Origin of the sequence: Shimia sp. (assembly GCF_049116215.1) — a bacterium.
Taxonomy (GTDB): Bacteria; Pseudomonadota; Alphaproteobacteria; order Rhodobacterales; family Rhodobacteraceae; genus Shimia.
Window position 1 is genome coordinate 448573 of record NZ_JAGDZB010000001.1, and the last position, 13080, is coordinate 461652.

Consider the following 13080-nt stretch of genomic DNA (forward strand, 5'->3'; position numbering starts at 1 on the left):
AATTATGGGAGATCGCACCGACGTGATACCGACGCAACGCAGCCGCGAAACCGAAGTCAAAAAACGCAACCGAATCGAAGTGTTAACCCCGATTCGGTGAAGTTTCACAGCCCAAGCGCCTGCCGACGTTCTTCAGCAAAGCCCTGCACCAACCGATCCGCCACCAGTGCCAAAATCGCCATCGCGGCACCAGCCGTGATGCCAAGCCCAACGTCGTACTGTCCAAGAGCCAGGAAGATCGACTGTCCCAGTTCAGTTGTGCCAATCAACGCAGCGATCACCAGCATGGCAAATGCATAGAGAATGGTCTGGTTCAAACCGAGTAGGATGGTGGGCGCGGCAAAGGGCGCGCGCACCTCAAACATGGTCTGCCATTTGCCTGCCCCGCTGGCGGTGGCCGCCTCGGTGATCTCGTCTGGCGTGCTGACCAAACCATGCCGTGTGTAGCGGATCATTGGCACCACCGCATACATGCAAATAGCTATAAACGCAGAGAATTCTCCGATCTGGAAAAACATCAACACAGGGATCAGGAACACAAACAACGGGATGGTTTGCAGGAAATCACAGATCGGCCGAAGGACCATCCACGCGGTTGTGCTCATGGCACTCCACAGCCCCAGAAGCCCGCCAATGACCGCACAGGCAAAGACTGCCGCGCCCGCGAGATACAGCGAAAGAAGCGCCCGCTCCCACAGACCGGAGATCAGGATCAAAGACAGCAAGATCACAGCCAGTCGCGCCAGCTTCCAACCGCCGGACACCCACCCAATTGCCCCAGCCCCCAAAATCACCACAGGCCAGGCCAAATGCGCCACGCCAATTTCCGCAATATAGGCAATGATCAGCACCATCACTGCGGCAGTAACTCGGCCTTTAAAGATCAAAATCAAGGAGATAAGCAGTGCTGCACCATAGAGCATGGCGGTGTGTTTTACAGTCCAAGCAAAGCCCCAAGTGAACGGCAAAACCGCCTCGGCCAGACCAATACGTAGAGGCAGAAGCCCGTAAAACATCGAGGTGTTTTTGACACTGTCTAATGTGGTGCCGTAGGTCGCGGTGAACACGCCAACCCCTTCGTCCACGCGCTTGGCAACCCCGTCCATCGCCGCCACGCCAGTTGGCGACCACCCCGCGATTACAGCCCAGATCGTCACCGCTGCACCAACTGCCAAAATCCCAAACGCCACAGTGCGGTTCTGCCGTTGACGTGGCTCGGCAAGTGCGGCGGACATGCGATCAATGATAATGGCAAACACCACAATCACAGATCCTGCCAAAAAGGCTGGTCCAAACAACGCCTTACGCATGGTTTGCAGAACTTCCCAACCAATGTCATCAAATCCGCCAATCACCGCTGCGATGATCACCATCGACAGCGCGGCCATCAGGCATTGGTTCACGCCAATCATGATCTGCTGCGTCGCGGCAGGCAGTTCCACAAGGAACAATTGCTGCCGCCGTGTGCCACCAGACATCACTGCCGCTTCACGGATTTCCGTGTCCACGCGCTCCAGTCCCAACAACACATTGCGCGCCATTGGCGGCGCCGCATAGATCGCTGACGCAATCAAGCCAACCACCGGCCCAAAGCCAAAAAGCACAAGCAGTGGCACAAGATAGGCAAAGGTTGGCACCGTTTGCATCACGTCCAAAAGGGCGTTTACCGCCCCCTTCATGCGCGGATACTCAAACGCCAAAATGCCAATAGCCGCGCCCATCACCAGCGCCAGTGGAACAGACACCGCAACCAGCGCCAAGGTGTTCATGCCTTGCGACCAGTAGCCGGTGAAGACCACAAACATCAGGCCAAAGAAGCCCAATGCCGCCAGCCGGATACCACCAATCATCCAGCCGATTGCGGTCACAACTGCAACGGTCATCGGCCAGGGCACGGCGTTCAAAAGCCAGCCGACCCACTCCATCGGGTAGCTGACCAAAAACGTAAACGCCCGCGCTATCGGTTTGAAAACATCCAGAAAACCTCCGACCAGCCAAGTCATCCAGTCAGCCATGGGTACGGTCAACGCCGCTGGCCACTTTACAAGCCACTCAAATTGCGCCCCAAGCAGGCGGCACGTCAAAACAACGGCAAGAACAAACAACGCAGCTTGGCTGCCCTTGGTTAGTGTCAGTTTACGTGCCGCGCTAACTGACACGGCCTCTGTCGCGCTCATGACTCTTCTGCCTGCAAGGCGTTGGCGAGCTCATGCGGATGCACCGCGCCAATCACTTTGCCCTCAGCGTCGCGCACCGGCACGGGCTCATACAGCTCCATGCATTTGGTCAGCGCAGTGTCCAGCGTCATGCCAATTTTGATGCCCGGATCGTCTGGCATGTTGTCAGGAATCTCGTCCATCAGGATTGACTCGACACAAGCATGTCGACCCTTGGGCACGTCTTTGGAGAACTCAGCGACATAGTCATCCACCGGATGCAGCACGATCTCTTCCGGCGTGCCGATCTGCACAATTTCTCCATCGCGCATGATCGCGATCCGATCAGCCAGTTTCAGGGCCTCCTGAATATCATGCGTAATGAAAACAATGGATTTTTTCAGAGTCGCCTGAATGTTGAGGAATTCGTCCTGCAACTGACGGCGGATCAATGGATCCAGCGCAGAAAAAGGCTCGTCGAGGAACCAGATATCAGGATTTACCGCAAGCGAACGTGCGATACCCACCCGCTGTCGCTGACCACCGGACAGGTTGCGCGGATAGGTGTCTTCGCGGCCCTCCAGACCAACCATCTGCAGAACCTCCAGGGCCCGCGCACGGCGCTCCGCCTTGCCTGCACCCTGCATTTTCAGAGGGAAAGCCACATTGTCGGCCACCGTCATATGCGGGAACAATCCAAAATGCTGGAACACCATGCCCAGCTTGTGACGGCGCAACTCGATCAGTTGCTTGTCACTGGCCTGCAGAATATCCTCACCATCAATGCGCACCGACCCGGCGGTTGGCTCAATCAGCCGCGATATGCAGCGGATCATCGTCGACTTGCCAGAGCCCGAAAGCCCCATAATCACAAAGAGTTCGCCGGACTTGACCTCAAAATTCGCCGCACGCACGGCGGGAATGAGCGTCTTGTCCTTGAGAGCCTGAGCAATGGCTTTGTCGTCCCCTGCCCCGCGCGCATCGCGCAGAGCTGAGGCGGCGTTTTCGCCGAAGACCTGCCAGAGGTCTTCGACGGCAATCGCCGGAGCGGTGCTGTTTGTATCAGTCATGAAGTCTTACTTGGTTGCGGCGTCGACGACCGACTTCCACTTGGCTTCATTGGCACCCATCCAGGCAGCAACAACCTCTTCAACCTTTTCGCCATCCACATCGACGGCGCCCATCATTGGCTGCTGATCTTCGACTGCCAGTTGATAGTTCACCAGGATTTCATGCGCGGCTGGCCATTTATCTTTCAGACCAGGCCAACCTGCTTTGAAGATACGGCTGGCGGAAAAATCACAGTCATTGATCGCATTTGGGTTTGGGCCCCATGCAGGATCTGTGAAGCAGGCATCTTCACCCGCAGGCAACTCCACAAACTTCACATCATAAGCGGACATTGCCCAGTGTGGTTGCCAGAATGTGATCAACAGAGGGGATTTTTTCTCGGTGGACGCACGCAGCTCTGCGATTAGAGCGCCTTCGGAACCCGCAGGTACAGCTTTAAATGGCAGCTCCAGACCGGTCATGCGGTCTGCACCAGGTGTGCCCCAATCCGCTGGGTAATCAACCAAACGGCCCATTGGCAGGGTTTCGGCAGTCGCGAAGTTCATCGCACAATCTTTCAGCGCTTCCCACGCTGGCAGGCCAGGGCACAGCTCCTCAACGTGCGCTGGGTAGGCAATACCTTCACGCGCCGCCAGACCCAGATCAGACAGCTCTTCCAGTTTACCGTCATCTTTCAGCACGGCATATTGGTCGGACACGTTGGAGGACCAGATTTCCAAGGTCGCGTGAATGTCGCCATCGGCAATTGCCTGAAACTGGTTCATCATGCCAGCCGTCACGTATTCTACTTCGTAACCGGCCGCCTTCAGCATTTCGCCCGCCACATGGGTGGTGACATGCTGACCGGTCCATTCATTCAGCGCCAGCTTGATAGGCTCATCGGTTGCACCAAGCTCCGCCGCCTGTGCCGACATGGCCACTGCGGATACCGCAAGCGCCGACAGTCCAGCTTTCAAAAACGTCGTCATGGTCTTCTCCCTGTTTGTCATTTTTTAAATGGTCATTTAAGTTTTTGTTTGCCGGCATAAGAACACAACGTCTTTGACCTGCCAACAAAAAATGCATCTGGCCTGGATGCATCATTTGCGAGAGCTGTCACATGCCCCGACATCAACCACTGAGTGATTGATTTTATTGGTCATTTTTCTGCAACCAATTTGAGCACAGCTCTGCGAGATTGCCAATCGCACAAGATGCGCAAAACGCCGCATCGCGTTTTGCGCAGAGTTCATGGGGGATTCTTACAACCCCAATACGTCAAACATATCATACTCGCCGGGCTTTTGACCCTGCCCCCAAATCGCGGCCTTTAGCGCGCCTTTGGCAAACAGGCTCCGGTCGGTGGCTTTGTGGCGCAAAATGATCTGCTCCCCATCGCAGGCAAACATCACATCATGTTCGCCGATAATGTCGCCACCCCGAATGGCGGTGAATCCGATATCACCGCGCTTGCGCGCACCGGTGATGCCGTCACGGCCACTGTCAGTCACATCTTTCAAATCGACACCGCGACCTTCCGCTGCCGCTTCACCCAACATCAAAGCAGTGCCAGACGGCGCATCCACTTTGTGACGGTGATGGGCTTCAATGATCTCAATGTCAAAATCTTCATCAAGTGCCGCAGCCACTTGCTGCGTTAGTTTGGTCAGCAGGTTCACGCCAAGGCTCATGTTGCCCGCCCGCACAATCACGGCGTGCCGCCCGCAAGGCTCCAACTGCGCAATGTCCTCTTCGGTCATGCCGGTGGTGCCAATCACATGCACCGCCCGCGCCTGAGCGGCGAGCTTGGCAAAGGCAATTGTTGCCGCGGGCGCGGTAAAATCAATCACCGCCTGCGCCTTCGCAAAAGCCTCCAACGGTTGATCTGTCACTGTCACGCCAAGCGCGGCACCGCCCATGGCCTCGCCGACATCACGCCCAACCCAATCATGGCCCTCACGTTCAACCGCCCCAACCAGACGCACCTTGTCACTGTCGGACACCGTCTTGATCAGCATCTGCCCCATCCGGCCTGATGCGCCCGTGATCACGATTCCTGGCAATTCCTGCATGGTGTCCTCTCCACTCTGACAAACCACCCATGTGGCGGTGCGCCCTGCTTACCCAATGCAATCCAGCTTGGCAAAGGCTGACAGAAGCCCTAAGTGAGAGACATGGCAAAGAACTCTTCCTCTGAGGGCCGCGGCCCGTCCCAGCGTCAACTGCGCGTGGGTGAACTCATCCGACGCACATTGTCGGAAGTCTTGGTGCGTGACGAACTACACGACCCTGACGTGACCCGCATGTCAATCACCGTGGGCGAAGTGCGCATCACTCCTGACCTGTCGATTGCGACCTGCTTTGTTCTGCCCCTTGGCGGCAAGAACAAAGAAGACGCTGTTGCATTGCTTGCCCGGCACAAATGGGAATTGCGTAAGATCATTGGCCGCAAGGCTGGATTGAAGCACGCGCCTGACCTGCGCTTCCGCGTGGACACCACATTTGATCAGATGGACGCCACCCGCGCCATGTTGTCCGATGAACGGGTGCAATCCGACGTGGCCAAATCAGACACAGAGGACGGCGACCCTAAGTGATCCGAACGGCGCTCTGTTTGATCTTCCTCTCCCTGCCCCAATGGGCGCAGGCGGTGACCTGTTCAGATCAAACTCATGAAGGGCGCAGCCTTACGGTGTGCACGGTGGATGCGGCAGAGGACAATCTGCGGCTATTCCTGCGCGATGGTAACGGCGCCATTCTGGGCCAGTTCCGCGATATCGAGCGCGCGCTGGAAGACGGCAAAACCCTCAGCTTCGGCATGAACGCCGGCATGTATCACGCCGACCGTAGTCCGGTGGGGCACTATGTTGAAGACGGCACCGAAGAGATGCGGCTCCTGACCGGCGGCAGCAAAGGCAACTTTGGCCTGCTGCCAAATGGCGTTCTGTGCCTGAACGACGGCTCCATCCGAGTCTACGAGACTTTGGATTTTCAAAAACAAGCGCCAAGCTGCCGCGACGCCACCCAATCCGGTCCCATGCTGGTGATTGACGGAGAGTTGCACCCACGCTTCCTCCCAGACAGCAGCTCTCGCTTCCTACGCAACGGCGTGGGCACCAGCTCGGACGGAAAGACAGCCCATTTTGTGATCTCCAACGAAGCGGTGACCTTTCACGAATTTGGCCGTTTCTTTCGCGATGTTCTAGAAACCCCAGATGCACTCTACTTTGACGGCAAGGTCAGCCGCTTACACGCGCCCCAACTTGACCGATCCGACGGTGGGTTTTGGATGGGGCCAATCATTGGCGTTGTGGAATCCGACGCATCGGTCACTGAATAACTGCGCTGCTCCATTCTTTGATGAACCTTTTGCGCTTGAGCGGATCAAGATAGGTCATCAGCGCCGGTCCCAGCGAAATAACCGCCTGCCCGGCGCTGTCCACCGCAGCACTCAGCGGTGGCAGTGGGAAAACATCCGGGTTTCGTGGCCCTGTCTGCACCTCCACCAAGTGACGTACAAACGCCGCCGCCTCGGCTTCCACTTCGGTCCGGCTGCTCACAAACGCTGTGCGCATCATGGTTGTCGGGAAATCGGACGGCAGCACAATCTCCAAAGTCTCAGCCACATCCTCGCGTGCGGCCACATAGCTGCCCAACACGTTGTAGGCCACCACTAGGTCGCCGGAGACCAGGTCGTCAATCATCGCTCCGGAACAGCAATACAGCCGGGCATCCAGCCCGCCCATCACTTCCATCAAACGCCAAAAGGTCTCTGAGGCGCGGGCATCTTGGGTTGCAAACAAATAGCCCAATCCCGACTTGCGCACATCATACGTGCCAACTTTGCCGCGAAACACTTCAGGTCGCGCCCGCATGGCCGCAATCAACTCCTGCCGTGTTTGCGGCACCGTGTCCGGGGCAAATGCAGCCCGATTGATCACAATGGTGGCAGGTTCCGTGGTGAACGCAAACAAGCTGTTACGCCACTGTGCCCAATCCGGTTGCGACAAGGTTTCGACCGGCACCGAATAGCCGTCATTCACCAGTTTCAGCTGCAGATCCATGGCACTGGAAATCACCACATCAAAGTCATCCGGCGCCGCACGAAATACCTGATCAATCTGCGCCGTGCCCGTCACAAAATACTCCACAGCAACCCCGGATCGGCTTTGCAGAAAGTCTTCGATCACCGGCGCAAACAGCGAAGTATCGGTGCTGGACAAGACCCTCAGCGTTTTGACCGCTGACGCGGGGCCAAAGGCATTTTGGTCTTCCCACTCTTCTGCTGCCGCCACCAACGGGCACAGCCAGACTATCAAAGCAAAAATGTAACGCATGCGCCGCCCTCCGGCATATTATCCAAGGTCATTTCGCCGCCATGGGCCGTTGCCACGTCCTGCGCAATGGTGAGGCCGAGCCCAGACCCAATGGTATCTTTGGCATTGTCCCCTCGCGAAAACCGCGCCGCCAGCCCTTGCATCTGGTCCGGCGGAAACCCGGGGCCTTCATCCCGCACCTGTACGCGAGGACGCGGCGTGCCCCCGACTTCCAAAGTGATCTCACTTTCTTCCGGCGCGTACTTCAGGGCATTTTCCACCAGATTGCGCAGCGCATTTTGCAACAAAATCGAATCCGCTTGGACACTGACCTCCCCCTCGCTGATGACCGTGAGCGCAATGTCTTTCATCTCTGCCACTGGTGCCAATCGCGTGACCAAATCTTCGACCAATTCCACCAAATCCACGGATTGGGTTTCCAAGTGATCCGCGCGAAACGTGATCATGGCGTGATCCAAAAGCTGCCCTGCCGCGCGAGAGCTTTCGTCAATCGCGCGCACCATCGAACGCAGCGCCTGTCGGTTGTCCTCTCGCTCCACCCGCTGCAGTGTTGCCTCGGCATGGCTGCGCACCGTCGCCAAAGGCGTACGCACCCGATGTGCAGCTTCGGCAATGAAGTCTTCGGACTGCTTCAAAGAGGTATCCAGTCGCGCCATGAAACTGTTCAGCGAGGTCACCAAGGGCGCCATTTCCATCGGCACCGGCCGCGCCACTGGGCTCAAATCTTTGGGGCCGCGGCGGGTGATAGAATGGGTCAAACGCTCCAGCGGGCGAATGGTGGTGTTGGTTGCCCAACTGGCCACCAGCACCGACAGCACAAAGAAACCAGCACCAATCAGACCCACGTTGCGCGAAATCTTGTTCAACGTCCCAGCCAAGGCATCCTGCGTTTGCGCAACTGACACGGTCACCCGTGTTCTGGTGTTTGGGCCCACCAAAATCCGAGCGGCTGTTGCAACGCGCACCGGAGCTCCGTCAAATATCGCGGATACATGCACAATCTCGCTGCCATCCGGAGCGTCAGCAACAGGCAGCAGCTCATACCCAGACAACAACTTGTCTTCCTGCCAAATGGCGTAAAACACCCGGTCATCCGCATCAGTGCTCAACATGGAGAAGGCGACATAGGGAAAATCCACTTCCACCGCTCCGTCTCGCAGGGTTGCAGCATCCAGAATGGAGGTAACCGAGGCTTCTAGTATGTTGTCCTGCCCACTTTGTGCGATTTGCGCCGCATAGGTGCGCACCACAAAGAACAAAAGCACGGCAATCGCCGCCGCGCTGCCGATCAAAGTCAGAGCCAAGCGCGCCCGCAGCGAGCCGGCCACATTGACCGTATCACTCATGGTCTAGCCTATAGCCAAGCCCACGCAGGGTGGTGATCCGCAACTCAGACGTTTCCAAGTGTTTGCGCAGTCGCCCGATATAAACTTCAATCGCGTTTTCCGAGACATCCTCGTCATAGGAAAACAGCCGGTCGGCCAATTTGGCTTTCGAAAAAATCTGACCGGGCGCGTTGATCAACAGCTCCAAAAGTCGCAACTCGCGATTGCGCAGAGTCACGGCCCGTGCCCCAATGCTCAGGCGCCCAGCCACCGGATCAAGCGACACGCCCCCCAATTCCGTGACCGACTGCGCATGCCCCGCATTGCGTCGTAACACCGCCCGACAGCGCGCCTGAAGCTCTTCGTGATCGAACGGTTTTGTCATGTAATCATCCGCGCCCAAATCAAGCAGGCTGATTCTGTCACTGACCTGAGACCGCGCCGTCAGAACAATCACAGGCGTGTCGTTTTTCCCGCTCCGGTGGTGTTTCAGGAAGGTTCGCCCATCCCCATCCGGCAACATAATATCCAATAATATGAGATCATATTCACCGGTTTGCATGAATGCCATGGCATCCTCAATTTTATCAGCATGATCAATCACATGACCATCCAATTGCAGCCGTGCACTGACCGCATTGGCAAGCTCGATATTGTCTTCGACGAGGAGGAATTTCATGCGATTGGAGCACCTTTCTGACAGCATGACAGGTTTGTGACAGGTTGCGATGTTTGACTGCCCTCAACTGAGCCGTCTTTCGGACAGTTGTCAATTTGGAGGAGAAAAATGATGAAATTGAACTTGGGCCGCCGCGCTCTGATGGCCAGCGCAATGGCCGCTTTCGCATTCGCAGGTCAAGCCATTGCTGATGGTCACAAAACTGTGGACAGCATCCACTTCCTGATCCCCGGCGGCGCCGGTGGTGGCTGGGATGGTACCGCACGTGGCACCGGTGAAGCGCTGACCAAAGCGGGCATCGCAGGCAACGCCTCTTACGAAAACATGTCCGGCGGCGGCGGCGGCAAAGCCATCGGCTACCTGATCGAAAACGCCGACAGCAACCACGGCACATTGATGGTGAACTCCACCCCAATCGTGATCCGCTCCCTGACCGGTGTCTTCCCACACAACTTCCGTGACCTGACCCTCGTGGCTGGCACCATTGGCGACTACGCCGCTCTGGTTGTGCACAAAGACAGCCCGCTCAACAACATGGACGACCTGATGGCCGCCTATGACGCGGACCCATCCAAAACCGCCATCGGCGGTGGTTCGGTTCCAGGCGGCATGGACCACCTGGTTGCCGCCATGGTGATGGAAGCCGCTGGCAAAGACGCGCTGGGAGTGAAGTACATCCCATACGACGCGGGCGGTAAAGCCATGGCAGCGCTGCTGTCCGGCGAAATCGCAGCTCTGTCTACCGGCTTCTCCGAAGCGGTTGATCTGGCCAACGCGGGCGAAGTAAAAATCATCGGTGTGACCGCTGATGAGCGTGTGTCCGCAGCACCTGACGCCATGACCATGAAAGAACAGGGCATCGACACCTCGTTTGTGAACTGGCGTGGTTTCTTTGGTGCGCCTGGCCTGCCGGAAGACAAGCTGGCGATGTACCAGGAAGCTCTGACCAAAATGTATGACACCCCAGAGTGGGAAGCCGTGCGCGAGCGCAACGGCTGGGTCAACATCCACAACAATGGCGACGACTTCAAAGCCTTCCTGGAAGGCCAAGAAAAAGTCATCGGCGACCTGATGAAAAAGCTCGGCTTCCTCTAAAGTCGTCTATCATCCAACTGGGCAGAGCGGACACCCGCTCTGCCCTCTTTTAAAAGGGAGGGGAGCTTCATGGCTCTGGATCGCTGGATCGCACTGATACTGCTGGGCATTTGTATGGCTTATGGCTACGCCGCCTGGTTCACGATGGATGGCAGTCTTGCCCCGTTCATGAAACGCAACCCGATTTGGCCAAGCACATTTCCAAAAGTGCTGTCCATCCTTGGCATGATTGCTTCGCTTATCATTCTACTGGGGCTTGAGAAAAGCGAAGCCAAAGAGGCGGAAATCGATTACCGCCGTCTGACCGAATACAAACTGGGTCAAGCCATTCTGTTGCTTGGCCTCATGGTGGCTTACGCGCTGCTGCTGCGTCCGGCTGGCTTTATCTTCTCGACCTCCGGCTTCCTCATCCTTGGCTCCTTCATTCTGGGCGAGCGCAAGTTCCAGTTCATGGTGCCCATCGCTCTCGTGGCGACATTCTCTGTTTGGTACCTCGTTCAAGAAGTTCTCGGCATCTACCTGCGGCCGCTGCCTGGCTTTCTGGGAGGCTGAGATGTTTAGCGAACCGTCCGTTGTTTCACTACAATTTGTCCTGATGCTGATTGGTGGCGGCCTTGTGCTCTTTTCCACCGCAGCGTTTGTGATCATCGGCTCCCTCCTGATGGGTGCCGGAAAATGGCACATCACCGCGATTGTGATGCTCATGGCCATCTTCATTCTTTGGACCCTTGTTCAGCACACGCTGGGCATCAACTTGCGCCCCTTTGGCGCCAACTTTGGAGGCTGACATGCTCGAAGGACTTCTGATCGGCCTGCAAACGGCCTTTTCCCTACAAAACCTATTGATGGTCATTGGTGGCTGTTTGATTGGTACCTTTATCGGCATGTTGCCGGGCCTTGGCCCGATGTCGATCATCGCCATTATGATCCCTGTGGCCATATCCATGGGCGACCCATCTGCCGCACTGATCTTGCTGGCAGGTGTGTACTACGGCGCCATCTTTGGCGGCTCGACTTCCTCGATCCTGCTGAACGCGCCGGGGGTCGCGGGCACCGTGGCTTCAAGCTTTGATGGCTACCCGATGGCCAAAAAAGGCAAAGCTGGCAAGGCGCTGACAATCGCTGCGATTGCTTCTTTTGCCGGCGGCACCATTGGCGCGCTGCTGCTGATGATCTTTGCCCCCGCACTGTCCTCCGTCGCGCTGCTGTTCCACTCTGCTGAATACTTTGCCCTGATGGTTGTTGGCCTCTCCGCCATCGCCGCCTTTGCGGGCACCGGCCAAGTGGCCAAAGCGCTGATGATGACGCTGCTGGGCCTGATGATGGCCACCGTTGGCGAAGGCGCGCTGTTCAACATGCCTCGCTTCACCATGGGCATCATGGATCTGCAATCCGGCTTTGGCTTTATCACTCTGGCTATGGCAATGTTCGCTCTGCCTGAAGCGCTCTTTCTTGTCCTGAAACCGCGTACTATGGGCGAGAGCAACAGTGGCGAAATCAAAGACCTGCGCATCACCGGCTCAGAAGCAAAATCCATCGCGCCAGTGATTGGTCGTCAGTCGATCCAAGGCTTCTTCATCGGGGTTCTGCCCGGTGCAGGCGCCACCATCGCCTCCTTCCTGGGCTATGCGGTTGAGCGCAACATCGCCCCGAAAGAAGAACAAGAACAGTTTGGGAAAGGCTCTATCAAGGGCCTGGCGGCCCCGGAAACAGCCAACAACGCAGCTTGCACTGGCTCCTTTGTGCCGCTGCTGACGTTGGGCATCCCTGGTTCCGGGACCACTGCAATTTTGCTCGGCGCACTGATTGCTCTGAACGTCACACCAGGCCCCCGCCTGATGATCGACGAGCCTCAGGTGTTCTGGGCGGTGATCATGTCCATGTTCATCGGCAACCTTGTGTTGTTGATCCTGAATCTGCCACTGATCCCATACATCGCCAAAGTGCTGGCTGTGCCGCGCAACTATCTGATCCCCTTCATCCTGTTCTTTACCCTGATGGGGGCCTACATCGGTCAGAACAACGCCACCGAGCTTCTTTTGCTGGTTGGCTTCGGGGTTTGTGCCACCGCTCTGCGCTTTGCCGACTATCCGCTGGCACCTTTGCTGATCGGCTTCATCTTGGGCGGCATGCTGGAAGACAACTTCTCCCGCTCCATGCAGCTTTATGATGGCATTGCCTTTATCTGGGAGCGCCCGATGACCCTCGGCCTTCTGGTGATCGCACTGATCCTCGTGGCGCTGCCAAGCTATCGGGCACGTCGGGCTAAACTCCGCGCCGCTGGCGTCGCTGACGGCGACTAACACCAGCACAAGAACACGCGGGACGGCTCCTCCACCCCCGCGTTCAGGAAGGCCATCAGATCGCGTGGGTCTGGTGGCCTTTTTATTTTGAGCCGTTTTTCTCTTCCGCTAAATTGACAGAGTGATGGCAATCCG

Annotated in this window: 13 protein-coding genes; 6 read left to right on the forward strand and 7 right to left on the reverse strand. The window is 57.0% G+C overall.

The features are described from left to right. Positions 1 to 104 precede the first annotated feature (104 nt). The 4 genes from JXR15_RS02160 to dapB form a co-directional block, all read right to left on the reverse strand. Positions 105 to 2177 carry an ABC transporter permease subunit gene (locus JXR15_RS02160; protein ID WP_422051600.1) on the reverse strand — a complete coding sequence of 691 codons (2073 nt, stop codon included), beginning with the start codon at positions 2175 to 2177 and terminating at the stop codon, positions 105 to 107. Further along, a complete protein-coding gene (locus JXR15_RS02165) occupies positions 2174 to 3226 on the reverse strand; it encodes a quaternary amine ABC transporter ATP-binding protein (RefSeq protein ID WP_422051601.1) in 1053 nt (350 codons plus the stop codon). Before JXR15_RS02165 ends, JXR15_RS02160 begins: the two co-directional genes overlap by 4 nt. Before the next feature lie 6 nt (positions 3227 to 3232). Then, positions 3233 to 4195, reverse strand: coding sequence for an ABC transporter substrate-binding protein (locus tag JXR15_RS02170; protein WP_422051602.1), 963 nt, complete (start codon positions 4193 to 4195; stop codon positions 3233 to 3235). A 273-nt stretch (positions 4196 to 4468) separates the two neighbouring features. After that, positions 4469 to 5278 (reverse strand): 4-hydroxy-tetrahydrodipicolinate reductase, encoded by an 810-nt coding sequence (gene dapB, locus JXR15_RS02175; protein WP_422051603.1) that lies wholly within the window; start codon positions 5276 to 5278, stop codon positions 4469 to 4471. Positions 5279 to 5380: 102 nt separating this feature from the next. Here dapB and rbfA point away from each other — a divergent pair, with 102 nt between their 5' ends. Next, positions 5381 to 5803 (forward strand): 30S ribosome-binding factor RbfA, encoded by a 423-nt coding sequence (gene rbfA, locus JXR15_RS02180; protein ID WP_422051604.1) that lies wholly within the window; start codon positions 5381 to 5383, stop codon positions 5801 to 5803. Continuing rightward, positions 5800 to 6546 (forward strand): phosphodiester glycosidase family protein, encoded by a 747-nt coding sequence (locus tag JXR15_RS02185; RefSeq protein WP_422051605.1) that lies wholly within the window; start codon positions 5800 to 5802, stop codon positions 6544 to 6546. Before rbfA ends, JXR15_RS02185 begins: the two co-directional genes overlap by 4 nt. On the opposite strand, the gene JXR15_RS02190 is transcribed toward JXR15_RS02185, so the two are convergent. From JXR15_RS02190 to JXR15_RS02200, 3 genes are read right to left on the reverse strand one after another with little or no spacing between them, the layout of a single operon-like run. Beyond that, on the reverse strand, positions 6536 to 7543 hold the full coding sequence (locus tag JXR15_RS02190) for an ABC transporter substrate-binding protein (protein WP_422051606.1): 1008 nt from the start codon (positions 7541 to 7543) through the stop codon (positions 6536 to 6538). The two genes, JXR15_RS02185 and JXR15_RS02190, sit on opposite strands and share 11 nt — an antisense overlap. Next, on the reverse strand, positions 7522 to 8889 hold the full coding sequence (locus JXR15_RS02195; RefSeq protein WP_422051607.1) for a sensor histidine kinase N-terminal domain-containing protein: 1368 nt from the start codon (positions 8887 to 8889) through the stop codon (positions 7522 to 7524). Before JXR15_RS02195 ends, JXR15_RS02190 begins: the two co-directional genes overlap by 22 nt. Further along, positions 8882 to 9547 carry a response regulator transcription factor gene (locus JXR15_RS02200; protein ID WP_422051608.1) on the reverse strand — a complete coding sequence of 222 codons (666 nt, stop codon included), beginning with the start codon at positions 9545 to 9547 and terminating at the stop codon, positions 8882 to 8884. The genes JXR15_RS02195 and JXR15_RS02200 overlap by 8 nt, the downstream gene beginning before the upstream one ends. Positions 9548 to 9658: 111 nt before the next feature. On the opposite strand from JXR15_RS02200, the gene JXR15_RS02205 reads away from it, so the two are divergent. The 4 genes from JXR15_RS02205 to JXR15_RS02220 all read left to right on the forward strand — a co-directional run bounded on the left by JXR15_RS02205 (position 9659) and on the right by JXR15_RS02220 (position 12945). Beyond that, positions 9659 to 10642, forward strand: coding sequence for a tripartite tricarboxylate transporter substrate binding protein (locus tag JXR15_RS02205; protein WP_422052231.1), 984 nt, complete (start codon positions 9659 to 9661; stop codon positions 10640 to 10642). A gap of 69 nt (positions 10643 to 10711) precedes the next feature. Next, on the forward strand, positions 10712 to 11194 hold the full coding sequence (locus tag JXR15_RS02210; RefSeq protein ID WP_422051609.1) for a tripartite tricarboxylate transporter TctB family protein: 483 nt from the start codon (positions 10712 to 10714) through the stop codon (positions 11192 to 11194). Position 11195: 1 nt separating this feature from the next. Beyond that, complete coding sequence (locus JXR15_RS02215; RefSeq protein ID WP_422051610.1) at positions 11196 to 11429, forward strand: hypothetical protein; 234 nt, start codon at positions 11196 to 11198, stop codon at positions 11427 to 11429. Between the two features lies 1 nt (position 11430). After that, complete coding sequence (locus JXR15_RS02220) at positions 11431 to 12945, forward strand: tripartite tricarboxylate transporter permease (RefSeq protein ID WP_422051611.1); 1515 nt, start codon at positions 11431 to 11433, stop codon at positions 12943 to 12945. Positions 12946 to 13080: the final 135 nt, after the last annotated feature.